The sequence below is a fragment of the Agrobacterium sp. MA01 genome (genome assembly GCF_009650195.1).
Classification (GTDB): Bacteria; Pseudomonadota; Alphaproteobacteria; order Rhizobiales; family Rhizobiaceae; genus Allorhizobium.
Window position 1 is genome coordinate 2,044,715 of the sequence record NZ_CP045854.1, and the last position, 25,440, is coordinate 2,070,154.

At 62.6% G+C, this 25,440-nt stretch carries 21 protein-coding genes; 10 read left to right on the plus strand and 11 right to left on the minus strand.

The window, feature by feature from the left end; translation table 11 throughout:
- Nucleotides 1–96 precede the first annotated feature (96 nt).
- Nucleotides 97–1,563 carry a flagellar biosynthetic protein FliO gene (locus tag GH983_RS09975; protein WP_194842813.1) on the plus strand — a complete coding sequence of 489 codons (1,467 nt, stop codon included), beginning with the start codon at nucleotides 97–99 and terminating at the stop codon, nucleotides 1,561–1,563.
- Between the two features lie 98 nt (nucleotides 1,564–1,661).
- Here GH983_RS09975 and dksA read toward each other — a convergent pair whose 3' ends face one another.
- Nucleotides 1,662–2,081, minus strand: coding sequence for an RNA polymerase-binding protein DksA (dksA, locus tag GH983_RS09980; RefSeq protein WP_006726101.1), 420 nt, complete (start codon nucleotides 2,079–2,081; stop codon nucleotides 1,662–1,664).
- Between the two features lie 275 nt (nucleotides 2,082–2,356).
- On the opposite strand from dksA, the gene GH983_RS09985 reads away from it, so the two are divergent.
- From GH983_RS09985 to GH983_RS10000, 4 genes are all read left to right on the plus strand, one after another.
- Nucleotides 2,357–2,851 (plus strand): histidine phosphatase family protein, encoded by a 495-nt coding sequence (locus GH983_RS09985; RefSeq protein WP_076397573.1) that lies wholly within the window; start codon nucleotides 2,357–2,359, stop codon nucleotides 2,849–2,851.
- A 130-nt stretch (nucleotides 2,852–2,981) separates the two neighbouring features.
- Nucleotides 2,982–4,454: a YcjX family protein gene (locus tag GH983_RS09990; RefSeq protein ID WP_153762322.1), complete on the plus strand. Its 1,473-nt coding sequence runs from the start codon at nucleotides 2,982–2,984 to the stop codon at nucleotides 4,452–4,454.
- Nucleotides 4,451–5,551: a YcjF family protein gene (locus tag GH983_RS09995; protein ID WP_153762323.1), complete on the plus strand. Its 1,101-nt coding sequence runs from the start codon at nucleotides 4,451–4,453 to the stop codon at nucleotides 5,549–5,551. Before GH983_RS09990 ends, GH983_RS09995 begins: the two co-directional genes overlap by 4 nt.
- 141 nt (nucleotides 5,552–5,692) lie before the next feature.
- Nucleotides 5,693–6,235: a hypothetical protein gene (locus GH983_RS10000; RefSeq protein ID WP_054151005.1), complete on the plus strand. Its 543-nt coding sequence runs from the start codon at nucleotides 5,693–5,695 to the stop codon at nucleotides 6,233–6,235.
- A 27-nt stretch (nucleotides 6,236–6,262) separates the two neighbouring features.
- Here GH983_RS10000 and folK read toward each other — a convergent pair whose 3' ends face one another.
- From folK to folP, 3 genes are read right to left on the minus strand one after another with little or no spacing between them, the layout of a single operon-like run.
- A complete protein-coding gene (gene folK, locus GH983_RS10005) occupies nucleotides 6,263–6,709 on the minus strand; it encodes a 2-amino-4-hydroxy-6-hydroxymethyldihydropteridine diphosphokinase (RefSeq protein WP_245280902.1) in 447 nt (148 codons plus the stop codon).
- A gap of 58 nt (nucleotides 6,710–6,767) precedes the next feature.
- On the minus strand, nucleotides 6,768–7,139 hold the full coding sequence (gene folB, locus GH983_RS10010) for a dihydroneopterin aldolase (RefSeq protein ID WP_054151007.1): 372 nt from the start codon (nucleotides 7,137–7,139) through the stop codon (nucleotides 6,768–6,770).
- On the minus strand, nucleotides 7,136–7,936 hold the full coding sequence (gene folP, locus GH983_RS10015; RefSeq protein WP_371418454.1) for a dihydropteroate synthase: 801 nt from the start codon (nucleotides 7,934–7,936) through the stop codon (nucleotides 7,136–7,138). The genes folB and folP overlap by 4 nt, the downstream gene beginning before the upstream one ends.
- 178 nt (nucleotides 7,937–8,114) lie before the next feature.
- Between folP and GH983_RS10020 the strand changes: the two genes are divergently transcribed.
- Nucleotides 8,115–8,741 (plus strand): DUF922 domain-containing Zn-dependent protease, encoded by a 627-nt coding sequence (locus GH983_RS10020; RefSeq protein ID WP_153762325.1) that lies wholly within the window; start codon nucleotides 8,115–8,117, stop codon nucleotides 8,739–8,741.
- Nucleotides 8,742–9,033: 292 nt separating this feature from the next.
- Here the strand turns inward: GH983_RS10020 and GH983_RS10025 are convergent, their stop codons facing one another.
- Together GH983_RS10025 and GH983_RS10030 are read right to left on the minus strand one after the other, a co-directional pair.
- Nucleotides 9,034–9,354, minus strand: a complete 321-nt coding sequence (locus GH983_RS10025; protein WP_054151010.1) for a 2Fe-2S iron-sulfur cluster-binding protein — start codon at nucleotides 9,352–9,354, stop codon at nucleotides 9,034–9,036.
- A 118-nt stretch (nucleotides 9,355–9,472) separates the two neighbouring features.
- Nucleotides 9,473–9,847 (minus strand): hypothetical protein, encoded by a 375-nt coding sequence (locus GH983_RS10030; RefSeq protein WP_054151011.1) that lies wholly within the window; start codon nucleotides 9,845–9,847, stop codon nucleotides 9,473–9,475.
- A gap of 473 nt (nucleotides 9,848–10,320) precedes the next feature.
- Here GH983_RS10030 and GH983_RS10035 point away from each other — a divergent pair, with 473 nt between their 5' ends.
- On the plus strand, nucleotides 10,321–16,173 hold the full coding sequence (locus tag GH983_RS10035; RefSeq protein ID WP_153762326.1) for a hypothetical protein: 5,853 nt from the start codon (nucleotides 10,321–10,323) through the stop codon (nucleotides 16,171–16,173).
- Between the two features lie 113 nt (nucleotides 16,174–16,286).
- Here the strand turns inward: GH983_RS10035 and GH983_RS10040 are convergent, their stop codons facing one another.
- The 5 genes from GH983_RS10040 to GH983_RS10060 all read right to left on the minus strand — a co-directional run bounded on the left by GH983_RS10040 (nucleotide 16,287) and on the right by GH983_RS10060 (nucleotide 21,326).
- Nucleotides 16,287–16,922 carry an ABC-type transport auxiliary lipoprotein family protein gene (locus GH983_RS10040; RefSeq protein ID WP_371418481.1) on the minus strand — a complete coding sequence of 212 codons (636 nt, stop codon included), beginning with the start codon at nucleotides 16,920–16,922 and terminating at the stop codon, nucleotides 16,287–16,289.
- A 26-nt stretch (nucleotides 16,923–16,948) separates the two neighbouring features.
- Entirely contained in the window at nucleotides 16,949–18,322 is a 1,374-nt protein-coding gene (locus tag GH983_RS10045) for an MlaD family protein (RefSeq protein ID WP_054151013.1), read from the minus strand.
- A gap of 3 nt (nucleotides 18,323–18,325) precedes the next feature.
- A complete protein-coding gene (locus GH983_RS10050; RefSeq protein ID WP_153762328.1) occupies nucleotides 18,326–19,135 on the minus strand; it encodes an ABC transporter ATP-binding protein in 810 nt (269 codons plus the stop codon).
- 10 nt (nucleotides 19,136–19,145) lie between these two features.
- Entirely contained in the window at nucleotides 19,146–20,297 is a 1,152-nt protein-coding gene (locus GH983_RS10055; RefSeq protein ID WP_150127369.1) for an ABC transporter permease, read from the minus strand.
- Nucleotides 20,298–20,468: 171 nt separating this feature from the next.
- Nucleotides 20,469–21,326: a UDP-2,3-diacylglucosamine diphosphatase gene (locus GH983_RS10060; protein WP_153762329.1), complete on the minus strand. Its 858-nt coding sequence runs from the start codon at nucleotides 21,324–21,326 to the stop codon at nucleotides 20,469–20,471.
- 199 nt (nucleotides 21,327–21,525) lie between these two features.
- On the opposite strand from GH983_RS10060, the gene GH983_RS10065 reads away from it, so the two are divergent.
- The 3 genes from GH983_RS10065 to GH983_RS10075 all read left to right on the plus strand — a co-directional run bounded on the left by GH983_RS10065 (nucleotide 21,526) and on the right by GH983_RS10075 (nucleotide 25,427).
- A complete protein-coding gene (locus GH983_RS10065; RefSeq protein WP_054151017.1) occupies nucleotides 21,526–23,841 on the plus strand; it encodes an NADP-dependent malic enzyme in 2,316 nt (771 codons plus the stop codon).
- Between the two features lie 115 nt (nucleotides 23,842–23,956).
- Nucleotides 23,957–24,664: a helix-turn-helix domain-containing protein gene (locus tag GH983_RS10070; protein WP_150127367.1), complete on the plus strand. Its 708-nt coding sequence runs from the start codon at nucleotides 23,957–23,959 to the stop codon at nucleotides 24,662–24,664.
- 121 nt (nucleotides 24,665–24,785) lie between these two features.
- Nucleotides 24,786–25,427 carry an acyl-homoserine-lactone synthase gene (locus GH983_RS10075; protein ID WP_153762330.1) on the plus strand — a complete coding sequence of 214 codons (642 nt, stop codon included), beginning with the start codon at nucleotides 24,786–24,788 and terminating at the stop codon, nucleotides 25,425–25,427.
- The last annotated feature ends 13 nt before the right edge of the window (nucleotides 25,428–25,440 follow it).

The window sequence follows — 25,440 nt, forward strand, 5'->3', positions numbered from 1 at the left end:
CCCGACCTTCCGCCCCCGGCGACAGGGGCGCGGTCGCACGCAAGATTGCGGAAAGGGCCGTCTTCTGCCAGAAAGCCAGTCAAAAGGAGCACGCACATGCTGGATGACCTGATCTCGGCCTATGGCAATCGTTTTCTCGTGGCGGCACTCGGCGTCAGCCTCGCTCTGCTCTGCCTGTTCATCGTGCTCTGGATTCTGCGCAACCGGGCTCCCTCGCCTTTTGTGCGTGGCGGCCGCAACCGCCAGCCCCGGCTGCAAGTGCTTGATGCCGCAGCCGTCGACACTCGCCGCAGGATCGTGCTGGTCCGCCGCGACAATGTCGAGCATCTCGTGATGATCGGTGGCCCGACCGACATCGTGATCGAAAGCGGTATCGGCGACGAACGTCCCTATCTCAGCGCAAGACCAATCCAGCCCCAGGCTTTGGCCGAGCAGCAGGATTTACCCAAACCCGCTGCTCAACCGGCGCTCGTCGCGACCGAACCGGCCGCACCGGCCATCGCATCCCCCGCGGTGGCATCGCCTGCCATTGTGGCCAATGGCGCAGCAGAAGCGCCGGCCAGACGCCCTGTGGCCGCGGAAACGCCCCGGCCCGCAACCGTTTCTCCGCCGGCCGATCCCCAGCCCGCGCCCGCGCCCACGCCTGTGGTCGAGCAGCGTCGTCAGCCAGCGGCACCTATGCGCGGCCCCGAACCTGCCGTCGAGAACGTGGTGACAGCAGCCCCGGTGGCAGCAGTTGCGGCCGCCGCAGCGGCACCCATAGCGGCTGCGGCCGTGACCACCGCAAGAGGCCCGGAGATGGCGCCTCCCGTTCGGGTCCAGTCGCCCGCAATGGAACCGATCGCGCGCCCTGAACCGCCTGTCGAGCCGTCAGCAACCCAGCCGACCGCAAGCCTTGAGCCGATGATGGTCGCACCTGCGCCAACCGCAACCGCTTCTGCCGCCGTCGAACAGGTCATGCGCCGCAATGAGCCGATGCTCGACAGGGGTGACAGCCCCTCGGAGGCCAAGACGAGCGGCACGCCTCCGATTGAAGCTTTCAGGGTTGAGCCGGTCGAGCCGATCATGAGGAACGAGCTTGATGCCCCGAAGGTCGAGGACATCAAGGTCGGACCGCAAGCGGCAGCGCCCACCGTCATCGATGCGCCCGCCGCAGCAGATCTGCTGGAAGCGGCACGCCAACGGGTTCTTGTGCCGGCTCAAGCTCCCGCAACCTCCCGTCTCGTGGAACCGGAACGTTTTGAACCGCAGGTCGAAAGCGAGGCTTCTGGCGTACCGGCCGAACCCGAAGCGCGCGACATGAGCGATTTCGAGCGCGTCCTCGAAGAAGAAATGGCTCTGCATCTGGCCACGGACCCGGCGCCGCAGCCGGCGCCTCAAACGCCGCAGATCCTGCCAGAAACCCGCGCCGACCGCCCGCGCCCGCCGATTGCCGCCATTTTGTCGGAAGCAAATCGCGCAACTGCCGCAACACCCAACGCCCCACAGCCGGCTCCCGAACCCAATCTGCAGAACGAGATTGCCCGGATCTTCGGCGAGATGTCGGCCAGCCGAAATCCGTGACGGGTTACGGCTCTGGCATCAAAGCATGCAGCAAAATCGAAAAGACCCGCCAATGGCGGGTCTGAACTCGTTCGGAAGATTTACCTGAGGCTACGACCTCACTCGTCGCGATAGACTTTTTCGCGGCGCTCGTGCCGTTCCTGTGCCTCGATCGACAGCGTCGCAATCGGGCGGGCATCCAGACGCTTCAGACCGATCGGCTCACCGGTCTCTTCGCAGTAGCCGTAAGTCCCGTCATCGATCCGCTGCAGTGCCGCGTCGATCTTGGAAATCAGCTTGCGCTGCCGATCACGGGCTCGCAGTTCGATGGCTCTGTCGGTTTCCGAGGAAGCCCGGTCTGCAAGATCAGGATGATTGGCGCTCTCTTCAGCCAGATGGTCGAGCGTCTCACGCGCTTCGCGCAGGATGTCGTTTTTCCAGGCGATCAGCTTTGCCCTGAAATAGGCCCGCTGATTGGCGTTCATGAACTCTTCGTCCTCCGAGAGCACATAATTGCTAAGATTGATCTTCTCACTCAACGCGATTCTCCTGAAGAACATCTCAATGGGCGGGTGTATATCCTTTCAAGGCAACCGGTTCAAGCCTTCTGACTGTTTCAAAGCCATTTTTAAATCTGTTACATTTTTCATCTAAACTTCTATTTTTTAAGCATAAATTGCTTGCATCCAGACGGCCGATACATACCCTTCCACCGCGATAGGCTGATACTGGGTTCAATGCGGCATGGTTGACGGCAAGGCACAAGAACCGGTAGGTCAATTCTCAAGCTCCATCGCATGTGGATACCTCAAGGATGACGCCCTCCATTCAGCTTCCCCAGCGCATCTATCTGCTGCGTCACGCGAAATCCGGCTGGGCCGAGCCCGGCGGTCGCGATTTCGACCGCAGCCTTTCGGATGCCGGCTTCGCCGAAGCGGAGATCCTGGCAGAAACAGCAGCCGACAGGGGCTATCGCCCAGATCTGGTGATATGTTCGACCGCCAAGCGTTGCCGACAGACGGCAGAGGCGATCAACCGCGTCTTCTCCGGCCTCGTCGAGTTTCGCCATGTCGACGCGCTCTACAATGCACCCGCCGAGGCCTATCTCGAAATCGTCAGCTCGATCCGTGGCGTCGAGGCCCTGATGCTCGTCGGCCACAACCCGGCCATTGAGGAAGTCTTTGCACGTCTGTGCGGAAACGACGTCATGGCCCGCACCGTGCCAGAGGGCTATCCGACCTCTGGCCTCGCGGTGATCGACGCCATCAGCGAGGAAGCCTATGCGCTTCGGGACTTTCTCGTCGGCTGACCAGATCAGCCGAGACGCATAGGTCGCCTCTTTTTTGCGCTGCACGCCCCGCCTATATGTAGTGAAATGGCGTTGACGGCCGCGTGCCGCCGACAAGCCATACCCGCCACAGTCTCTGCAGGACGATGCCTTGCCCCCTTCCCTCACCAGCCTGACCGACGAAGCCGCGATCGCATTCGACAATCTCGCCGACCGCGCTGCCCACCTGGTCAATCCGACCATCCGGCTCGGCGTGACCGGACTGTCGCGGGCGGGCAAGACGGTCTTCATCTCGTCGCTGGTTCACAATCTCCTGCATGGCGGTCGCTTGCCGTTGTTCGAGCCGCTCCGTTCCGGGCGCATGATCGGTGCTGCACTTCAGGAGCAACCCGATGACGCTGTGCCGCGCTTCCAATACGAGGATCACATCCGCGCACTGGTGGAGGAGCGGGTGTGGCCGGACTCGACCCGTGCGATCTCGGAATTGCGCCTGACGATCGAATACAAGAGCGCCAGCACCTGGAACCGGATGCTGTCTTCGGGAAAGCTGTCGATCGACATCGTCGACTATCCCGGTGAATGGCTTCTCGACCTGCCCTTGCTGGGGCAGGACTACAGGACATTTTCCGAAAACACGGTCAACCTCGCCGCCTCCGGCGTTCGCGCGGAACTGGCGCAGGAATGGCTGGCGCTCGCAGCTGCGGTGGATCCCGATGGGCCGGCCGACGAAATGGTGGCAAAACGGCTGGCCGAAGCCTTCACCACCTATCTGCGGCTCTGCAAATCGGATGAGCGCTCCCTTTCGACGCTTCCGCCGGGGCGCTTCCTGATGCCGGGCGACCTCGACGGCTCGCCGGCCCTGACCTTTGCCCCGCTCCCCGTTTTGCCGGAAGGCCGAGCGCCGAAGGGTTCGCTGCGGGCGATGATGGAACGCCGCTTTGAAGCCTACAAGTCCGTCGTGGTTAAACCCTTTTTCCGCGAACACTTTGCCCGCCTCGACCGCCAGATCGTGCTGGTCGATGCCCTCCAGGCAATCAACCGCGGCCCGGAAGCGGTCCAGGATCTCGAACGTGCGCTCGGCGACGTGCTCGCCTGCTTCCGCGCAGGATCGAACAATATGTTGACAGCCCTCGTACGCCGCCGGATCGACCGGGTGCTGGTTGCCGCCACCAAGGCGGACCATCTGCACCATGAAAGCCATGACCGTCTCGAGGTTCTGACGAGACGCCTTGTCAACCGCGCCATCAAGACGATCGGCATGAGCGGCGCCGGCATCGAGGTCATGGCGCTGGCCTCCGTGCGAGCGACCCGTGAAGCGAATGTGAAGCAGGACGGCCACGACCTCCCTGTTATCGTGGGCACCCCCATGGCCGGCGAGCGCATCGGCGACGAACTCTTCGACGGCAAACGCAAGACGGCAGTGTTTCCCGGCGATCTGCCGCGTGATCCGGAAGCCTACTTCCGCTCGGTCGATGAAAACGACGCCTCCGCCGCCCTGCCCGATCTCAGCATCGTGCGTTTCAGGCCGCCCGAACTCGATGAGAAGCAGGGTATCACCTTGTCCGTGCCGCATATCCGCCTCGACCGGGCGCTGCAATTCCTGCTCGGAGACCGTCTCGCATGAAGAAACCGACCGTACCTCCGACCGGCCCGTCTTCGTCATCCCACTCTGCCCCCCAGAGGCGGCCGGCGTCCTTCACCGTCGAGCCCGAGGCACCACGCACCCGCACGGCCGAAAATCGTACGCCGCGCAGCTTTGCCGGCGACGTTGTCATCGTGCCTGACGACCAGGACCCCTTCATCGCCGCAACCGAGACCCTGACCGAAGTGCCCGTCGCTGCATCGCGCCGCAAACGTTTCTCCTTCGCCAAGCTTGCGACCGGAGCCTTCGGGCTCCTCCTGTCGCTCGCCTTCGGCCTTTGGGTTGACCGCCTGATCTCGGATCTCTTCGCCCGGGCAGACTGGCTCGGCTACCTCGCGATAGGCGCACTGGCCATCGGGCTTCTGGCCTTGATTGTCGCCGTCGGACGCGAGTTGGTTGGGCTCTGGCGCCTCGATACTGTGCAAGACCTCAAGGTTGAGGCGGAAGCAGCAGCCGAGAGCGGCAAGCGCAAGCAGGCAGCCACGGTGGTGAAGAAATTGACCGCACTCGTCGCACATCGCGCCGAGACCGCACGCGGTCAGAAGACGCTCGCCGCCGTCGAGGACGACATCATCGATGCACCGCAGCTGATCGAACTTGCCGAACGGGAACTGCTGTCACCCCTCGATATCAAGGCGCGGGCTCTCATCCTGAATTCGGCCAAGCGGGTTTCGGTCGTCACGGCCGTCAGCCCTCGCGCGGTGGTCGACCTCGCCTATGTTCTCTTCGAAGTGGTTCGCCTCGTCCGCAGCATGGCGGATCTCTATGGCGGACGCCCCGGCTCGCTCGGCATGCTGCGGCTGCTCCGCGACGTCTTTGCCCACCTCGCGGTCACCGGCTCCATCGCTATCGGCGATGGCCTTGCACAGCAGGTTCTCGGTCATGGCCTCGCGGCGCGGCTGTCGACCCGCCTCGGTGAAGGGGTTATCAACGGCCTGATGACGGCCAGGATCGGCATCGCCGCCATGGATCTCTGCCGGCCCTTGCCGTTTCGCGCAGCCAAGCGCCCCGGCATCGGCGACTTCATCGGTGACCTGACGCCGTCGATGACGGGCAAGGATGAAACCAGGGCCGGGTGAGGCAGACGGGCCACACCCGGGAAACCAGTGTGTTTTGCCGATTGTCGAGCACCCGATTTGAGGGTATTGGCAAGGATGCATTAACCATTTTTCCGCTAGGGTCTTCGCGGGGTTTCTGGTTTCTCGTACCAAGGCAAATCGATGTTCTCTCGCTCCTCGACATTCGGCCGTTGCGCCGCGATCCTTGCCGTTGCCGCACTCGTGCCGGTCACGGTCGCTGATGCTGCTTCGCGCGACAAGCGCTTCTTCGAATCCGTCGCCGGATCCTGGAAGGGCCCGGGCGAGATCGTTGCCGGCAAATACAAGGGCACCAAGTTCACCTGCAATCTCATCGGCCTGCCGGCCGAGGGCAAGGAAACCGGGCTGAAGCTGGACGGCACCTGCCGCGTCGGCATGTTCAGCCAGCCGATGTCGGCCGTCATTTCTCAGGCCGGCGGCAGCTACAAGGGCCAGTTCCTGGACGGCGCAGACGGCAAGGGCCTCGACATCGTATCGGGCCAGGTCACCGGCAACCGCGCTGTCATGGGCATCAATCGCGCCAAGCTGAACGGTGCCATGGTCGCGCGCCTGGAAGAGGGCGATGCAATGAACATCACCATTTCAGTGAAGGTAGAAGACCGGATGATCCCTGTCATCGGCCTCAAGCTGAACCGTCAGGCAACCGCCATGGCCGAGAACGACTGATCTGCCAGTTAACCTTCGGCTAGAGGTTCAACCGCGCCACCAGGCGCGGTTTTCGTTTGCAACGGCAATACCCGTCCGATCGACATCCGCGAGCCAGTCAGCGACCACCCGATCCTTGACCGGAAGCTGCGGATCGATATCGGCGAGCGGCATCAGCACGAAAGCGCGCTCGGTCATGCGCGGATGCGGGATCTTCAGATGCTCGGCATCGATCATGCGCCCAGCAAAGGTCAGAATGTCGATATCGATGGTCCGCGGCCCCCAGCGCTCGACGCGCACGCGTTTCATTGTCCGCTCGATCTCAAGACAGGCGGCGAGCAGTTCCTGCGGCTCGAGAAGCGTCTCGACCGCTGCACAGGCATTGTAGAAATCGGCCTGATCCGTCTTGCCCCAGGGAGGCGTGCGATAGAGCCTCGACACGGAGGTCACGCGGCAATCGGACCGCTGGTCGAGCCGGCGCAGCGCTTCGGCCATCGCCGTGACGGGATCGCCGACATTGCCACCGAGACCCAGTGTGGCGGCCTGCCAGCGCTTAACTTCTGACTTGTTCAACGCTCACCTGCACATGGTCGAGGATGCCGGCGATCGGCGCGCTCGGCTTGCGCACCGTAATCCGGCAGCGCAGCATTTCGGGGAAACGGTCGAGCAGTCCGCGCGCAATGGCCAGCGCCAGCGCCTCGATCAACTGCCGGCGGCTGCCGGTGACGATGTCGCGGATCACCTCAAAGGCAATGCCATAATGCACGGTCCCGTCGAGCGTATCGGTCTCTGCGGCAGCAATAGCGTCCACGTCGAACTCCGCATCGACGAAGAAACGCTGTCCAAGCACCCCCTCCTCCGGGAAAACGCCGTGATGGGCGAAGAAAGCGCAATTCTTCAGGGTGATGGTGAAAACACCGCTCATGCAGTCTTATCCTTCCTCGCAGCAATCCGCCGCTCGGTTGCGAGCATAGCATCGGCCATGATCAGGGCATCCCGGTTGATCGCGACATTGTGCACCCGGAAAACGGAGGCGCCCTTCAAGCGCAGCGCAACAGTCGTCGCCGCAGTTGCCACATCCCGGTCGGCGGCATCCCGGCCGGTCAGCGCACCGAGAAAGCGTTTGCGCGACGTCCCCGCCAACAGCGGCAGACCGAAGTCGTGCAGTTCCTCGAAGCGGGCGATGAGCTCCATGTTCTCCTCCGGGCTTTCCTTGGCGAAACCAAAACCCGGATCGAGCACGATTGTTTCCAACGCAACACCGGCCTGCGCGGCAATCGCAAGCGAGTGCTCGAGAAAGTGCCGCTGATCGGCAATCGCATCGGCCAGTTTCTCGCGGCCGCGGCCGGTATGCATGATGCAAAGCCCGGAGCCATGTTCTGCCGCGACCTTCGCAATCTCGGCTTCCCGCTGCAGGCCATGCACGTCGTTGATGATATGCGCGCCGGCCTCGACGGCCGCTTTTGCGGTGGCCGCTCGATAGGTATCGATGGAAATGAGCGCGTCAGTCTGCTCACGGAGCGCTGCGATCACCGGGACAACGCGGCTGATTTCCTCTTCGACGCTGACATCCGTCGCACCCGGGCGCGTCGATTCACCTCCGATGTCGAGGATCTCGGCACCTTGGTTGACACACGCCAGCGCATGCCGGACGGCCGCATCGACGGTATTGTGCAAACCGCCGTCGGAAAAGGAATCCGGCGTCACATTGACGATGGCCATGAGTGCGCCGCGCTCGACGAGGTCGAGTGTGCGACCGTGCCCTACGCGCCAAATTGTATGCTCAACTATGGCCACCCGACCTTCGAACCCCTCGACGGAAAAGCATGAAGCTGCGATAGTGCAGACCGGGTTGGCTATGCCCCAAGGGCGCGGCGAATACAACATTGCGGAAAAAAGAATGAAGCACTCCCGCCGTCTTCGGGCTGCCGTGATCATGGCGGTCCTGACCGGCATATCCCTGCCGCTTTCGGCCAGCGCGGACGTCGTCGTCCAGAAGTCCATTACCTACTTTCAGATCGGCGGCCGCACGGCAGCCGAACTCGATGCGGAACTGTCGCGCAAAGGGCCCTTCACCCAGGCGAGCGGAAGTCGCCACCCCGGCGCCACCCAGATACGCTTCGGCGGCGACCTCACCTACACACGACGCGGAACCCGTTGCGCAATCGATGATGTGCGCGTCACTGTCGAAACAAAGCTCATCCTGCCGCGCTGGAAGAACCGCAAACGCGCATCCACCGAGATGGCGCTGTTGTGGGACGCACTGTCGGCCGACATCAAGCGGCACGAGGAGCGTCATGCCGAAATCGCGCGCCAGCATGCAAAGCTGCTCGAACAGAGGCTGATGAAGCTGCGACCGGAACGCAATTGCGAGATCCTGCAGGATCGGGTCGCTGTCGTCACCGACGACGTGACTGCATCCCATGACGCGGCACAGATGCGATTCGATCGTGTTGAAGCGAAGAATTTCCAGGATCGCATGCTGCGGATCCTGCGCTACCGTCGCGAAAGCCAGGAAAATCCGTAGAAATCACCCCTGACTTCCGAGGGGAAGTGTTGCTGCAAGGCTTCGGCTTGCACGAAGCTTGCGACATGGCCTGTGAATAACCGGCTATTTCTCGGCGTGGCCCTTGATACAAATCTGAAATATAAGTGTCATCGAATACGTTGCATGAGCGTAACCGATTTCCCCGTTCTCCCGGCGCGTCCTGGTGCCACAGGTGCTTCCTCCCTCGCCTGGTTGGCGATGCGCCCCCTTGCCCCGCTTTCGTGAAAACGAAAGCGGGGCTTTTTTGGGCGGGTAGCGCTGACAGAAGTGCTCAGCCCTGGCGCTCGGGCACGTGAACGACCAACCCCTCCAGGGCCGCCGTCACCTTGATCTGACAGGAAAGTCGCGAGGTCGGACGGACGTCGACGGCGAAGTCCAGCATGTCCTCTTCCATGGCCGACGGCTGGCCGACCTTTTCTGACCAGGAATCGTCGACATAGACATGACAGGTGGCACAGGCGCAGGCACCGCCACATTCGGCATCGATCCCGGGGACCGAGTTGCGGACGGCGTTTTCCATGACCGTGGAGCCGTCGGCTGCCGCGATGTCAAAACGTGTGCCGTCAAATGCGATGATGCTGATGTTTGCCATGAGTTCCTGTCCAGACTTCGCCTTGTGAAAACCGGCGAAGTCATCTCCCAAATCGGAAAGTCAGTCAACTCACGGCGAAGCGATCAAGGGATCGCTTCGCGTCGCGATGGTGTGCGGCTCAGCGGGCCAACTTCAGGATGAAGTGCTCGGCTTCGAGCACGGCAGCCGCGACGGACGCAAGCGCATCCGCATCGGCACCCCTGGTTTCGATCAGATCTGCAGCCGTCGCGACCCGCAGGGCGCCAACGGCCATCGCGGCATTGCGAAGGCGATTGGCGGCCGCCTTGACCTCGACCTTGCTGCGACCACTGGAGAGCGCCACCAGGCAACCGCGGGCCTGACGTGCGAAGATCTGCAGGATCTCGCTCTCGACGGCCTTGTCGCCCTTCGTCTGCGTCGCCAGATGCACGAGGTCGATCGGACGCTGTTGCGCAGGGGTGAGGCCATGCAGGTTGTCCGGAGCCTCGAATGCGATATTGACTGCTGCTGCCATGCCCTTGATCCTGATTTCTTGTTATTTGCTGCCGCCAGTTTGCGGCCACCACATGGGCATGCCGTTAAAAATGCCGGGGATGGCGGCAAAAAGCTTGAGGTATGGTTAATGCAAATCAAACCCCGACGCAGACTGGCTTTTCAGCCGCAACCTTGATTGAAATACTGTTAACAAGAGCTGCGGGACCAGGCACCGCGAAAGCGCATTAATTGTAACGGATGACCAAATGTGTCAGTACGATACGGTTGATTGGGCAAAGGTGCGTGAACTTTGCCTGCAAGCCAGTCGGTGCTAGAACTTCCGGCGGGAACGCCGGCTGTCAGCGGCCGCACTGTGAAAAGAAGGGATTTCGTCTGGCGTGGCGGCAGGCGGGGTTTCAGGTAAACGGTGAGGTCCGGATACGGCATGGCGATGAGCGGCATCGCCGCTTCAGTCCGTCCTCCCGAGAGTAAGCGGTAACGAGGCGTAACCCTATGGCGAACAAGAAGACCGACTCGATTGACGAGAACGCGTTCCAGGCACTCGAGGCGGCCCTGAGCATCGATTTCGACGGTGAGGAAGCCGCCGCGCCACCCAAGGCACGGTCTCAAGCACGCGCCCCGGAGGCAAATGTGTCCGATAGTATCCCGCGTTCCGCCGCGAAGAAGACGATCGAGCGGCGCTCCGCCCGCGCCGGTGAACTCAATCCCGAACCTGCCCCCAAGGCGCCAGCCTTCGCTCCAGCCAATGACGGCTCTCGGCGTACACCCTCCGCCATACTGAAGTCTCTGGACGGCGCGTCGCTGACCTCTGCACTGCGCAATGCTGCTGTCGTTTCGGCACTCTGGGTCCTCGGCGCCCTCGGCCTGACCCAACTGCTCTACGGTGGCGCGATCTGGCAGGCTGGATCGATTGCCGACGTTGTCGCCATGCCGGGCGTGGTCGCCATCGTCGTCGGCACCTTCCTGCCGATCATGCTGTTCTTCGCCTTCGCCATCATGATGGCCCGCGCCCATGACCTGCGCAACGCCGCCCGCTCGATGGCGGAAGTGGCACTTCGTCTGGCCGAACCCGAAACGATCGCCTCCGAACGCATCATGACCGTCGGCCAGGCGGTGCGCCGCGAAGTCTCGGCGATGAACGAAGGCATCGAACGCACCATTGCGCGCGCAACGGAGCTTGAAACGCTCGTTCATTCCGAGGTAACGGCGCTCGAACGCAGCTACACCGATAACGAACTGCGCGTCCGCGGCCTGGTCCACGAACTTGGCGCCGAGCGCGACGCGATCGTCAACCACGCCGAGCGCATCCGTTCCTCTATCGTCGGCGCCCATGAGCAGCTCAAGGAAGAGCTGTCGCTGGCGACCGAAGAGATTTCCGTCCGCCTGCAGACGTCGGGCGAGGCGTTCGCCTCGATGATCGACATGCGCGCGGCAACGATCATGGAAAAGTCCGATGCGGCCGTAACCGCACTCGGCTCCCTGCTCGCGCACAAGACAGAAAACATGGTCCAGACACTGGCCGCGTCCGGCATGTCTCTGTCCAGCGAGTTCGACACCCAGCTCAAGTCGCTGACGTCAACGCTCAGCGAACGCGGTCGCGAACTTCTCGGTGAATTCGCGACCCGAGCTTCAACGCTTGACGCCAACACGGAGAAGCTGAACGCGGCCCTCAACGAGCGTGCCCGCCAGCTGAACGAAACGCTTGTCGAGCGTACCCGTGACATCGCCGAGACACTGAAGGGCAGCGAAAGCGCGATCACCTCATCGCTCGACGACGTGCTGGGACGCCTCAACAGCTCGCTCGACGAGCGTGGCCGCAGCTTCCGCCAGAGCCTTCAGGCCAGCGCCGACGATGCCATCGTCGATCTCGACCTGCGTTCGGGCCTGTTCGAGGATCGCTTCCAGACCACAATCGGCCAGATCAACGCAACATTCGACCAGCGGGTCGCCGAGTTCGCCAGCGCCTTCGACCAGCGCTCGGGCTCGCTCGATTCCAAGCTGATGGAAAGCCTCGCCCGCATCAACGAAACGGTGAACGGCGGAACGGATTCCATCACTGGCATTCTGAGTTCAAGCATCGAGCGTCTCGGCGGAACGCTGACCGATCAGTCGCTTGCGCTTGCAATGACCCTGAGCACCAGCCAGGAAATGCTTGATAGCTCCATGTCCGACCGCGCCCAGGAAATTGCGGAAGCGATGTCGGCACGCGCGGCGGCACTCACCGAAAGCCTGGAAAACGCCCAGAAGCGGATCGACCAGGTGATGGAAGAGCGCAGTGGCTCGCTCTACAACGCGCTGACCGACAACCAGTCGCGCTTCGAGCAGACGCTCTCGACCCGAGCCGAGCACATCGTCAACGCGCTTGAAACCAACCAGGACCGTTTCGCCGAAACCCTCGACACCAAGGCGCGCGGCATCGCGAGCCTGGTCGAAGGTCAGAGCGAGCAGTTGATCGATGCTCTCAACACCAAGAGCCTCGAACTCGACCTGACGCTGACCGCCCGCACCCAGGATCTCTCCGAGACCCTCAACGACAGCCAGCGCCGGATCGACGAGACACTGACCCAGCGCGCCTCCGCGATCATCGAGACGGTCGCCGATGCCGACCGTCGCATCGACGCAGCCTTCAGCGAAAAGGCAGAGACTATCCGCAATGCCTATGGCGAAAACCAGGAGCGGTTGGAACTTTCGCTTGCCAGCCATACCTCCTACCTCACCTCTACGCTGGAAGACGCCACCGGCGACATCGAGCGTAGCCTTGGCCAAGCCTCGGGCCAGATCGCGGAAACCGTCACCAACGGCATCTCCGAGCTCGAAACCAGACTGGGTGCGAGCCAGCAGCAGCTGGATACCCTGCTCACGACCGCCTCGAGCACGATTTCGAATACCGTTGCCGACAATGCGAGCCAGATCGCCGAAACGCTGAAGTCCGGCGTCAACGACATCGACGGCCGCATTGCCGAGACCGGCGCCTATCTGCGCTCCAGCCTCGATGCCGCGACCGGCGCGCTGGCAACCACGCTCGGCGAGAACACCGACCGGATCGCGCAGACGATCGACCAGGGCGTCAACGCGATCGACGACCGTCTCGTCAACACGCATGACCGGATCCGCGCCACGCTCGACGACCGGACACAGGCGATCACGGCGGCGATCGGCGACGCGCGCGATGCGCTGGATTTGAGCCTCGGCGAACATGCGACTTCGATCGGCGCCTCCGTTGCAGCAAGCGCCGGCATGCTCGAAATGAGCCTTGAGGATCACGAGGAAAGCCTGCGCAAGGCGATCGACGAATCGAGCCGTGCGCTGGACGAGCGCCTGCGTGGCACCGCTGGCGCATTGACCGAGCAGATCCGCGACGCCGCAGATGATATCACCCGCTCGGCGCAGGGCTTCTCGGGCACGGTCGAACAATCCGTATCCGGCATGACCAGCCGCCTTGACGAAACCAGCACCCGCATCGAGCAGAGCCTCGGGACGCTGGAAGACCGTCTGCGCAATGGCCTCGATGGTGTCGACGCCCGCGTCAACGATGCCGGCGAAAAGTTCGCTTCACGCCTCGACGACAAGGTCGCGACGATCGAACGTGTCGGCGCAGAAGCCAGCATGCGCGTCGCCCAGGTCCTCGATGAAGGCACCACCCGCGTCGCCGAAACCTTCGACACCCGCACGCCGGTCATCGAAGAGCGTCTGGCGACCATGGACCGTGCCCTCAATATCGGCCTCGAAAACGTCAATCGCACCATCGAAGGCAAGGCAGCCGGTCTCGCAACCGCACTGCGCAGCGCCGTCACCGACGCTGCCCGCGACCTCGATGCCGAGGCTCAGCGCTCGGTCGACCGCCTGGCGGCCACCACCTCGCAGTTTGCCGAGCAGATCGGCGAACGCAGCGCCGAACTCAATCGCACGGTCGAGGAGCGCTCGGAGGACCTCGCGCGGCGCATCACCGACACCCAGAACCGCCTCGCCGGACAGGCCGCGACGATCGCCGAAACCTTCTCGCAGGCCGGCGATGTCATCAGCAACAAGGTGAACCAGGCAGAAGCCCTGGTCAGCGCCCAGGTTGCCAACCTTTCTGGCACTCTCGGCGAAGTGAGCACCACGCTGGAACAGCGCGCCGCCGCAATCCGAGACGCGATCTCCGGCAACACTCAGGAACTCGCTGCTGCCATGAATGCGGCAGAGCAGGCACTTGAGGCTCGCGGCAACTCCATCCGCGACGCGATCTCCGGCAACACGCAGGAATTCGCCACCACCATGAATGCGGTGGAAAAGGCACTGGAAGCCCGCGGCAATTCGATCCGCTCGGTGCTCGACGACCGGACCCGCGAGCTGAACTCCATGCTTTCGACGCGCTCGGCCGAACTGTCGCGCCTCATCGACGAGAAGGCAGCCCCCGTGGTCGCCTCCTATGCCGAGACCGGCCGTGCAGCCGCCGAGCAGATTGCCGCCGCAGCAGAACAGAGCGCAGAGCGCCTGCGCGCCGAAAACGCAGCCCTCGTCGACGCGATCAGCCAGCGCACCGACCGCGCTGTTGCAACCCTCGGCACCGCCGAGCAGAACCTGGTTGCCAGTGCCTCGCAGCTCATCGAGCGCCTCGGCGATAGCAATGTCGGCCTGTCCACGATGATCGATCAGGCGGTGCAGAGCATCGGCTCGCTCGACAGCCGCCTCGGCGCAACGGCAAACCGTTTCAGCGAAACGGCGAACCAGGCAACCGACATGCTGTCGACCTCGAACCGCCTGCTCGACGACAAGCTCGGCCGCCTCACCGCCGTCTCCGGCGAGACGCTACAGCAGGTATCGTCGATCGTCAGCCGCTTCGGCGACCACACCCAGGTGCTGGGCAAGGCCTCCGAGCTTCTGTCGGCCGCCCAGTCCAACCTCGTGGGCACGCTTGAGGAACGCCAGCAGGCTCTCCGCGATCTCTCCATCGGCCTCGTCAAGCGCTCGGAAGAGATCGAAACGACGATGCAGACCCTCGGCAAGATGGTCGAGACCGCCTTCGATCGCGCCGAGCAGCGCTCCGGCCAGATGGCCGGCAACCTGCGCCAGAGCGTGCAGGCCTCCTTCTCCGATATCGGCCAGATCCTCGGCGAGACCGAAAAGCGCGCCCAGTCGACGGCTGCCTCCATGCGTGACAGCGTCCAGGCCTCGTTCTCCGACGTGGGACAGATGCTCGGCGAGACCGAGAAAAGGGCGCAGATCACCGCCGCCAACATGCGCAATGCCCTCCTGTCAGCCGAACAGGAAGCACAGGTTTCCATCGACAAGACGCTGACCGAGGCCGAGAAGCGTTCAGGCGAACTGGCAAACCGCCTGCGCGGCGGACTGGCAGTCTCGCTCAGCGACATCGACCACCTGCTTGGCGAAGCCGGCCGCAAGTCGGAAGGGGCAGCCGCTGCCCTGCGTCAGGCCATGCAGGAAGCCGTCAGCGAGGCTGTTGCCCGCTTCACCGGCGCCACCGACGAGATCCGCCGCTCGGCAGTCGATATCCGCAAGGAACTCGACCTGACCCGCAACGAGCTGAAGCGTGGTGCCTTCGACCTGCCCGAGGAAGCCAAGGAAAGCGCCGCCCAGATGCGCCGCGCCGTCTCCGAGCAGATCAAAGCCCTGCAGGACATCTCACAGCTCGTCGGCCGAACCAGCCAGACGCTGGAAATCTCCGAGCCGGTTGCACGTCGCCTGGCCGAAGCCCAGCCTGAACCGGTACGCCGCCAGCCGGCCGCCGCACCCGCCGCACCGCAGCCACAGCCGCCGGCGCGCCAGACCGAAACCCTCGGGCTTCGCGGCAGCCTCGGCGCAACCGAAGCCTACGGCCAGCAGAGCACGGCCACGACGCGCGCCGAAGGCGGTGGCTGGATCAGCGATCTGCTGCGAGGCGCCTCGCGTGAGGAGCCGCAGGAAACGGCTCCGACCCGCCCGGCCCCGGCCCCTGCACCGCAGCGCCCGGTGGCCGAAGGCCAGACGGCCCGCCAGGGTGACACCCGCAATCCGCGTCACATGGTCGAATCGCTGAACTCGCTCTCTGTCGATATCGCCCGCGCCATCGACCACGACGCCTCGGTCGACCTATGGCGCCGCTACCAGCGCGGCGAGCGCGACATCTTCACCCGTCGCCTCTACACACTGAAAGGCCAGCAGACCTTTGACGAGATCAAGCGCAAGTATGACCGCGAGCCGGAATTCCGGGTTGCCGTGGATCGCTACATCGCCGATTTCGAGAAACTGCTTTCGGACGTTGCCCGCACCGACCGCGACAAGTCGATCACCCAGTCCTACCTGACCTCGGACACGGGCAAGGTCTACACAATGCTCGCCCATGCGGCAGGCCGTTTCAGCTGATAGCTAACCAATAAAGGAGCCGGTCATCCGGCTCTTCACAGACGGAAAAACCCCGGTTCAAATTGCTTGATCCGGGGTTTTCTTTTGCTCGACGGAATGGGAATTGTCGTCGGTCAGATCGATTGCAGCGTCCACGCGACGATGTCAGCCGTGACGCGGGCGAAAGCACGGTCGAGTGCCGCCACGTAAGCTGCGTTGTCGGAACCGGAGGACGGCACTTCGGCGCGGAAGACCCGCTGCGCCTTGACGGTGCCATTGCGATCGTTGAGCAGCTTAGCCGATATCTCGACGACCCCGCGATCTGTTCCCTCGGCTGAAATTTCGAAGGCGCGCACATCTGTGATCAGCTGGAAGTCGATCGCCAGTCCCTGCCCCGGCCGTCCAACGCCACCGAGGCGCCCGGAATTTTCGAAGGCGACCACGAGTTTCGACTGAACGACCCGCGTGAGCCGATCGCTCCACTGCGACTGTGACAGATAGCGGATTTCGGCACCGGATACGCGCACCAGGATCTGCTCGCTGTCGAGCGCCTTGAGCGCCGAAGGATCGGCCACCAGAAGCTGGCGGTTGCGGGCGCTGGAAGATGTCGCCACCTCGCTCACGGAAGCGGTCAGATCGAATGTGTCGTTGTTCGCTTTAGAGCCACAGGCCGCAAGGCCAAGGCCGAGGCCAGGCACGAGCACAGAGGCCAGAAGCAGCCGCCGGAACCGAGCCATGCCCGCCACCCCCTTCACGCCGATCCCGTCCATGCTGTTGTCCTTTTCGGTGCTGCTCGTCATCGGCGTGTCCGTCCATCGAATTCCTTGACCGTGTCGCCGCCGAAGAGCAGGCGCTGCGGATCCTGGTCGAAATTGGTGATCGCGTCGTTCAGGCCGCGAACGGTGTTGCGGGTATCGTTCACCAGCGTCTGGATATCGCGCAGACCCGTCGCCGAGAAGCGCTGCAGGTTGGCGGCAATCGGTCCAATCTGGGCGTTGAGGTTCTCGGCCGTCATGCGGATGGCCTCGAGCGTCTTGCGGGCTTCCACGCTGAGCGAATTTGCATCACCTGAGCCAAGGAACGCATCAACCTTCCTAAGGATCCCGTCGACCTGCTGGGACGAGGTGTTCAGACGGTTCGCAAGCTGCGTGAAGTCGTCGATCGCCCGGTCAATATCGTCCTTGCGGCCGGTAATGCTGTTTGACAGATCCCGGAAGCCGGCAATGGCCTGACGCGCATCGGCAGTCGCGACAGAGACGTCGTCGACCACGCGGCCAATCTTCTGGCTGTCTACTGCATCGATCAGCCTGGAGACCTTCTCAAGCGTCTGATCGGCATTGTTGCCGAAGCGCTGGAAGGTGGTGGCCGTCTCGCGGAAGCTGTCGATCGCAGGCCCGATGCTCTTAGAGGCCTGCGCGAAGCTTGCCGTCGCCTCCTCGGTATTGGTCAGGATCTGATCGATTTTGTCGGAGTTGAGTGCTCTGAACAGATCTTCGGCGGCGGACAATGTCGAGTCGAGGCGGCCGGACAGGCCCGAGACGGAATCGGAAAGGGCGCTGACGCTCTTCAGGAATTCATCGATGCCCTGGGCATTGTCTGCGAGCGATTTCGAAAAGGTTTCCGCGTTGCGCACCGTGTTGGTCAGCGGTCCCCGCGCATCCTCGATGAACCCCTGCAGCTCGGCAACAGCGCCGTCTGCGCGCTGCAAGATGCGGTCTGCCGTCGAAAGCAGATTGGTCACGCTCGACTGGTCGGCGATCAGAATGGCCGGCTCCCCGGTATCGAGTGCCCGCTTCAGGATCGCGTCACCGGAACCTGGACCTCCGCCGGAAAGCTCGACATAAGCCGCACCGGTCAGCCCCTGAATTTCCAGAACAGCCTTCGTGCCCGACGTCACGGGTGCATCAGCCCGCACCTCTGTGAAGGCGACAGAGAAGTTCGGGTCCTCGTTGTCGATGTAGAGATTGCGGACCGAACCGACGGAGATGCCGTTGAAGCGCACGGGCGAGCCGATGCTCAGACCGTTGGCCGAGCCCGGGATGCGGATCGCAAGCGGCGCCATCTCTCCGCCCCTTCCATATTCCGCCATCCAATAGACAAACCCGAAGGCGGCCCCGATGACCAGCATCGTGAAAAAACCGACGATCGCGTAATTGGCTTTGGTTTCCATGGCTCACTCTACCGGATGTCCGGCGGATTGCTCCGGCCGGGGAATGGAACGGGCACGCTTGCCCCGGAAATAGGATTGCACCCACGCATCATCGAAGGCGAGCATATCGTCCAGCGTCCCCTCGACCAGAACCTTCTTCTGCCCGAGGACCGCAATACGGTCGCAGACGGAGAAGAGGCTGTCGAGATCGTGGGTCACCATATAGACGGTCAATCCAAGGGTGTCGCGCAGCTGCGCGATCAATTCATCGAATTCGGCAGCCCCGATCGGATCGAGACCGGAGGTTGGTTCGTCGAGGAAGACGAGATCCGGATCGAGCGCCAGTGCACGCGCCAGTGCCGCACGCTTGATCATGCCGCCCGAGAGTTCGGATGGATATTTGTCCGCAGCATCGGGATGGAGGCCGACCAGCTCGATCTTGAGATAGGCAAGCTCATCCATCAGCCATTGCGGCAGATCCAGATATTCACGCATAGGCAACTGGATGTTTTCCTTCACAGTCAGTGAGGAAAATAGGGCGCCGTGCTGGAAAAGAACCCCCAGGCGTGTGTCGAGCGTCATGCGCTGCAGATCGTCGACCGCATCGTAATCCGCGCCGAGGATCTCGATCTTGCCGGAACGACGCGGCAGGAGGCGCAACACAGTGCGCATCAGAACGGACTTGCCCGCGCCGGATGCTCCGACGAAGCCGAGGATCTCGCCGCGGTAGATGTCGAGGTTCAGCTTGTCGAGAACGATCTTCTCGCCGAAGCCGACCGTCAGATCTTTCACCGACAGGATGACCTCGCGGTCCTGGGAGGGTCCGGTGTTCATCTGGCCCTCCTCAAAAATCGATCGCGGCGTAGAACATGGCAAACAGCCCGTCCACGAGAATGACAACGAAGATCGATTTGACCACGGATGCTGTCACATGGCGTCCGAGAGATTCGGCGCTGCCGCCCACCTTCATGCCTTCGACAGCCGCGATGATGCCGATGATCAGCGCCATGAACGGTGCCTTGATCATGCCGGTCGCAAGCGTCGAATAATCGACCGCCTCGTGAAGGCGGGTGATGAAGACATCGAATGTGATGCCGGAATAGGCCCAGACCACGACCGCTGCGCCGTAGAGCGCCGAGAAGTTGGCGACGATCGTCAGCAGGGGCAGTGCAATCGTCAGCGCAACAAGTCGCGGAAAGACCAGCACCCCGATCGGATTGAGGCCGATGACCTTCAGGGCATCGATTTCCTCACGCATCTTCATCGAACCAATTTCAGCCGTGATGGCGCTGCCGGAACGACCCGCGATCATGATCGCGGTGAGCAGCACCCCGATTTCGCGCAGCTGCAGGATGCCGACGAGATCGACGACGAAAACTTCCGCTCCGAAATAGCGCAACTGGAATGCGCCCTGCTGAGCGATGATCGCGCCGATCAGGAAGGACATGAGGACGATGATCGGCACCGCCCTCACCCCCATGTGGTCAAGCTGGTTGACCACGGAGGCCGGAGACACCCCGGAACCACGCCCAGCCTTGGTTTGCGCGCCGCGGACGGCAGATCCGAGCACGAACATCATGGCGATCAGATCGCCCCAAAGGCTGAGTGTGACTTTCCCGACAGGTTCGAAGATGCGCTCGAAACGGGTGCGGTGATCGACGGGCTTTTCCGGAGCAGTGACGTGCTCAGGAAGGGCTTCGATCAACTCGCGCATGCCGGGGGATCCGCCGACGATCTCGATCGAACCGCCGCGCTCGCGCCGTTCGGTGATGAAGCGTCGAACCAGCCATGCGCCGGCCGTGTCCATGTCGCTTACGGCACTGAGATCGATCGTCTCTCGCTGCACGACCGGAGAATCGACCAACGGGCCGGCGGATTTGATCATCGCGCTGAGGCTGTTGTTCTTCCAGCGACCGGCAAGCCGGATCAGCCGGGCGTTTCCGTCCGGCTGCTCATCGATCTCAATACGGGCGTCTTCTTGCTCAACCGAACTCAAGGTGGCGACAACTTCCAAATTCGCGCCGGGGGATCCGGGTTCGCAAATCACGTGACAGATGGCTGCACACTATAACCATCGCCGCCTGCGAAGAAATCCTTTGCAAACCGTTAATTGCGTTTTCCAACCCGATTGCGGGGCGTCATGACCGCTTTGCAACAGAGCTGTGGTTCAGGCCGCGCGTATCCCGTCGTCCTGGGTCGTTTCGGCAATCGGTTTCGGCAGCAGGATGGGGACGAGTTTGTTCGCACGCTTGCTGGCCGCTGGTGCTTCGCTGATCTTGTGACCCCAGGAAATCAGCTCCAGACGGCCATCCGGGTGCTCGGCGATCGCCGTGCAGCTTTCGACCCAGTCGCCCGTGTTGACGTAGTGGATCCCGTCGATGTCTTGCATGACAGCATGATGGATGTGGCCGCAGATGACACCGTCAACCTCGGCGCGACGAGCCTCGTCGGCCACCACCCGCTGGAATTCGCCGATGAAGTTCACCGCATGTTTGACCTGCAACTTGGCCCAGGCGGAGAAAGACCAGTAGGGCATGCCGAGACGACGGCGGACGGCCGCCAGCATGACATTGATCGCAATCGCTGTGTCATAGGCCCAGTCGCCGAGATAGGCGAGCAGGCGGGCGTTGCGAACCACAACGTCGAATTCGTCGCCATGCAGAACCAGATATTTCTTGCCGTCGGCCATCTCGTGCACGATCCGCTGCGCAACTTCGATGCCACCGAAATGGATGCCCGGGAAGTCGCGCATGAACTCATCGTGATTGCCGGGAATATAAACGATGCGCGTGCCTTTGCGGGCCTTGCGCAGCAGTTTCTGCACGACGTCATTGCAGGACTGCGGCCAGTACCAGCTGCGCTTTAGACGCCAGCCGTCGACGATATCACCGACCAGGATGATGGTGTCGGCCTCGTGCGTGCGCAGAAAATCCAGGAGAAAGTCGGTCTTGGCGGCTTTCGATCCGAGGTGAACGTCCGAGATGAACAGGGTCCTGAAATGGCGTGTTTCGCTGTCGTCTTCCACGGCACGGTCCTCATCGCTGTCTGATGAGCGCTTAATCAGACTCGTGTTTCAGGAAGATGACATCGGGAGATTCGCGGCGGATCGCCGGTTCCGGCACGCATTCCGCAGACAGGGGATCGCGGAACTAAAGTCTACCACTCGCAGCCAATTCGTGTATGACGACAAGGAGTAAGTGAAGACAGGAATTGCCGGTGAACCGATGACTTCTCAGGACAAGAACAAGCCGCAAGTTGCAAACCCGACCGCTGATCTCGACGAGCAGGCGCTTTTCTATCACCGCTATCCCCGTCCCGGGAAACTGGAGATCCAGGCCACCAAGCCGCTCGGCAACCAGCGCGACCTGGCGCTTGCCTATTCGCCCGGCGTCGCCGCCCCCTGTCTCGCCATCAAGGACGATCCGGCAGCAGCCGATGACTATACGGCGCGCTCCAACCTCGTCGCCGTCATCTCCAACGGTACGGCCGTTCTCGGCCTCGGCAATATCGGACCGCTCGCCTCCAAGCCTGTCATGGAAGGCAAGGCCGTCCTCTTCAAGAAGTTCGCCGGCATCGACGTTTTCGACATCGAAATCGATGCACCCGGTGTCGACGACATGGTCTCGACCATTTCGGCTCTTGAGCCGACCTTTGGCGGTATCAACCTCGAAGACATCAAGGCACCGGAATGTTTCCAGGTCGAAGACCAGCTCCGCGCCAAGATGAACATCCCGGTCTTTCACGACGACCAGCACGGAACCGCGATCATCGTTGCGGCCGCTATCCTGAACGGTCTGGAACTGGCCGGCAAGACCATTGCGGACGTCAAGATCGTCGCCTCGGGTGCCGGTGCAGCCGCCCTTGCCTGCCTCAACCTCCTGGTGATCCTCGGTGCCAAGCGCGAGAATATCTGGGTGCACGACATCGAGGGTCTCGTCTATAAGGGCCGCAACGAGCTGATGGATCCCTGGAAGGAAGTCTACGCCCAGGAAACCGAAAAGCGCGCGCTTTCCGAAAGCATCGACGAGGCCGACGTCTTCCTCGGCCTCTCGGCAGCCGGCGTCCTGAAGCCGGAACTGCTGGCCCGCATGGCACCGAAGCCCCTGATCATGGCCCTGGCCAACCCGAAGCCCGAGATCATGCCGGAAGAGGCGCGCGCCGCCCGTCCGGACGCGATGATCTGCACCGGCCGCTCGGATTTCCCGAACCAGGTCAACAACGTCCTGTGCTTCCCCTATATCTTCCGCGGCGCGCTCGACTGTGGCGCAACCACCATCAACGAAGAGATGAAGATGGCGGCGGTGCGTGCGATCGCAGCGCTCGCCCGCGAAGAAGTCTCGGAAGTCGCGGCCAAGGCCTATACCGGGGAAACGCCGACCTTTGGTCCGGATTATCTCATCCCCTCGCCGTTTGATCCGCGTCTCATCCTGCGCATCGCACCTGCTGTCGCCAAGGCCGCGGCAGACAGCGGCGTCGCTCGCCGCCCGATTGCCGATTTCGACACCTATCTCGACCAGTTGAACCGCTTCGTCTTCCGCTCCGGCTTCGTGATGAAGCCGATCTTCGCGGCAGCGAAGACTGCGTCCAAAAAGCGTGTGATCTTCTCCGAAGGTGAAGACGAGCGCGTGCTGCGTGCCGCCCAGGTGCTGCTCGAAGACGGCATCGGCGAACCGATCCTGATCGGCCGCCCGCAGATCATCGAGACCCGCCTGAAGCGCTATGGCCTGCGCATCCGCCCGGGCACCGATTTCCAACTGGTCAACCCGGAAGACGATCCGCGCTACCGCGACTATGTCGACGACTACTTCGCCCTCGTCGGCCGCGCCGGCATCAACCCGGAAGCGGCTCGCACGATCGTGCGCACCAACACCACCGTGATTGGTGCCCTGGCTGTGAAACGCGGTGACGCAGATGCGTTGATCTGCGGCGTAGAAGGCCGTTTCGACCGCCACGTGCGCGACGTTCGCCAGATCATCGGAAAGCGCGCCGGTGTACGCGACTATTCGGGCTTGAGCCTTCTGATCTCGCAGCGCGGTGCAATCTTCTTCACCGACACCTTCGTCACCGACGATCCGAGTGCGGAAGAGATCGCCGAAATGACGATGCTGGCGGCCCAGGAAATCCGTCGCTTCGGCATTGCACCCAAGGCAGCCCTCCTGTCGCATTCGAACTTCGGTTCGCGGCCGTCCGCCAGCGCCTCGAAGATGCGCCGGGCGCTGGAAATCATCCGCGCTGGCGCCCCTGATCTGGAGGTCGACGGCGAAATGCAGGGCGGTTCGGCGCTGTCGGAAGTTCTGCGCAAGCGCGCCATGCCGGACAGCACGCTGACCGGCGAAGCAAACCTGCTCGTCTTCCCGAACCTCGATGCCGCGAATATATCGCTCGGCATCGTCCGCATGATGATGGACGCGCTGCATGTAGGCCCGATCCTCCTCGGCGCCGCCCTGCCCGCCCACGTGCTGTCCACCTCGGTCACGTCGCGCGGCGTCGTCAACATGGCGGCGCTTGCCGTCGTCGAGGCTTCGCAGCCGGCGGTCTGAAAAAGCTTTTGCGAGCGGCGATCAGGTTTGCCGCTCGCTTTCACGAAATTTGCCATCTGGACAAGCCAAAGCTGTAGCCCCGACACTGCGCCCCTTGAAATCTCGGGTATTGTTGATGGGGCTCTCAGGCACGTATTTCGATCTCTTGGAGTTGCTGGAGCGGCAGGAGACGCTTGATCCCGGAGACTTCCTGTCAAGGCTTCAGAGCGCTTACCGGACGGGCCGCATCACCTATCTCGGTGGATTGATCGCTAGCGCACGCCTGCGCGCCCACAACATTCACGACAGCCACCGACGAAATTCCCTTCACCTCGCCCGCTCACTCAACCGCAAAGCGGCTTTTGAACAGATCGCCAGCCTCTTGCCAGGGCTTCAACCTGTCGAGCTCAAGGCATGGCAGCGCAGCGCAAATCGCGACCACCGGATCGTCGGCTACCCCCTGCCGGGACGGCAAAGCTGTCTGCTGGTCGAGTTGAACGCCACTGCGGAGGGCCTGGCGGCCTGGCGCCGCGCCCATGACCGCGACATGCTGAGCCTCGGCACCTTGTTGAACGCGCGCCTCGCCAGAGCATCGACCGATGCACAGCTGGAAGCGGCCCGCGCCCGTCCTCTCACCCGTCGAGAACGCGAAACACTGGCATGGATCGCAGCCGGCAAGAGCTATTGGGAAACAGCCGTCATCCTCGGCATCTCCGAACGAACCATCCGGCATTTCATGGCCAATGCGCGGCAGAAGCTCGACGTCGTCAACAATGCCCAGGCCGTCGCGGAAGCAGTCTGGCGCGGCCTGATCCCGCGGCTCGTCGAGCCAGAATCCCCATGACAAGGAGAAATCCCTCTACAATATCATAGATTGCATTTCCGAAAGCTGGCGCCACCGCCAGTTTTAGAATTTTCCTGGGAAACGCATGCTGCCTGTTCCGTTCTGCAAGAAGGAGCAAAGCATGATCAGGATCATCAACGGCACCCGTCGCAATCAGTTTCCCGCCGATATCGACGCCATGCACAGGTTGAGAAAGCGGGTCTTCCATGACCTGTTGGGTTGGGACGTCCAGGTGCGCGACGCCTGGGAAATCGACGACTATGATCGCGCCAATCCTCTCTATGTCCTCTCCTATGGCGACGAGGGAAAACTGCGCGGGTCATTGCGCCTGCTGCCGACGCTCGGCCCCAACATGCTCGACGACACCTTTCCCGTCCTCCTCGGTGATGGACCGCAGATCCGCAGCGCAGCAGTCTGGGAATCCAGCCGCTTCTGCATCGATCCGGAGATTTCTCAAGACCGGGCAAGCAACCAGGTGACGATCGCGGCGGCCGAACTGATGTGCGGGGTGGGCGAGCTGGGCCTTACATCCGGTCTCAGCCATATCGTTACCGTCACCGATGTTTTCCTGGAACGCATGTTCAAACGTATGGGGTGCCCGGGCATTCGGATCGGTGAACCTCAGCGGATTGGTGTGGTCCAGGCGGTCGCAATCTCCTGGGAGGTGTCGCAGGATCTGCTCGATCGAATGAAGGCGGTGGCAGCAATCGACGGCAGCGTGCTCGAAGCGCCGATGACCCTGACGGCAGCGCAGGCCGCCTGACGCGAGACGTGGC

Excerpts from the sequence above, each read along its gene's own strand:
- GH983_RS09975 (WP_194842813.1), top strand. The coding sequence starts at position 97 with ATGCTGGATGACCTGATCTCGGCCTATGGCAATCGTTTTCTCGTGGCG.
- GH983_RS09985 (WP_076397573.1), top strand. The coding sequence starts at position 2,357 with ATGACGCCCTCCATTCAGCTTCCCCAGCGCATCTATCTGCTGCGTCAC.
- GH983_RS09995 (WP_153762323.1), top strand. The coding sequence starts at position 4,451 with ATGAAGAAACCGACCGTACCTCCGACCGGCCCGTCTTCGTCATCCCAC.
- GH983_RS10000 (WP_054151005.1), top strand. The coding sequence starts at position 5,693 with ATGTTCTCTCGCTCCTCGACATTCGGCCGTTGCGCCGCGATCCTTGCC.
- folK (WP_245280902.1), bottom strand. The coding sequence starts at position 6,709 with ATGGCCGAAGCGCTGCGCCGGCTCGACCAGCGGTCCGATTGCCGCGTG.
- folB (WP_054151007.1), bottom strand. The coding sequence starts at position 7,139 with ATGAGCGGTGTTTTCACCATCACCCTGAAGAATTGCGCTTTCTTCGCC.
- folP (WP_371418454.1), bottom strand. The coding sequence starts at position 7,936 with ATGGCCATCGTCAATGTGACGCCGGATTCCTTTTCCGACGGCGGTTTG.
- GH983_RS10020 (WP_153762325.1), top strand. The coding sequence starts at position 8,115 with ATGAAGCACTCCCGCCGTCTTCGGGCTGCCGTGATCATGGCGGTCCTG.
- GH983_RS10025 (WP_054151010.1), bottom strand. The coding sequence starts at position 9,354 with ATGGCAAACATCAGCATCATCGCATTTGACGGCACACGTTTTGACATC.
- GH983_RS10030 (WP_054151011.1), bottom strand. The coding sequence starts at position 9,847 with ATGGCAGCAGCAGTCAATATCGCATTCGAGGCTCCGGACAACCTGCAT.
- GH983_RS10035 (WP_153762326.1), top strand. The coding sequence starts at position 10,321 with ATGGCGAACAAGAAGACCGACTCGATTGACGAGAACGCGTTCCAGGCA.
- GH983_RS10040 (WP_371418481.1), bottom strand. The coding sequence starts at position 16,922 with ATGGACGGGATCGGCGTGAAGGGGGTGGCGGGCATGGCTCGGTTCCGG.
- GH983_RS10045 (WP_054151013.1), bottom strand. The coding sequence starts at position 18,322 with ATGGAAACCAAAGCCAATTACGCGATCGTCGGTTTTTTCACGATGCTG.
- GH983_RS10050 (WP_153762328.1), bottom strand. The coding sequence starts at position 19,135 with ATGAACACCGGACCCTCCCAGGACCGCGAGGTCATCCTGTCGGTGAAA.
- GH983_RS10065 (WP_054151017.1), top strand. The coding sequence starts at position 21,526 with ATGACTTCTCAGGACAAGAACAAGCCGCAAGTTGCAAACCCGACCGCT.
- GH983_RS10070 (WP_150127367.1), top strand. The coding sequence starts at position 23,957 with ATGGGGCTCTCAGGCACGTATTTCGATCTCTTGGAGTTGCTGGAGCGG.
- GH983_RS10075 (WP_153762330.1), top strand. The coding sequence starts at position 24,786 with ATGATCAGGATCATCAACGGCACCCGTCGCAATCAGTTTCCCGCCGAT.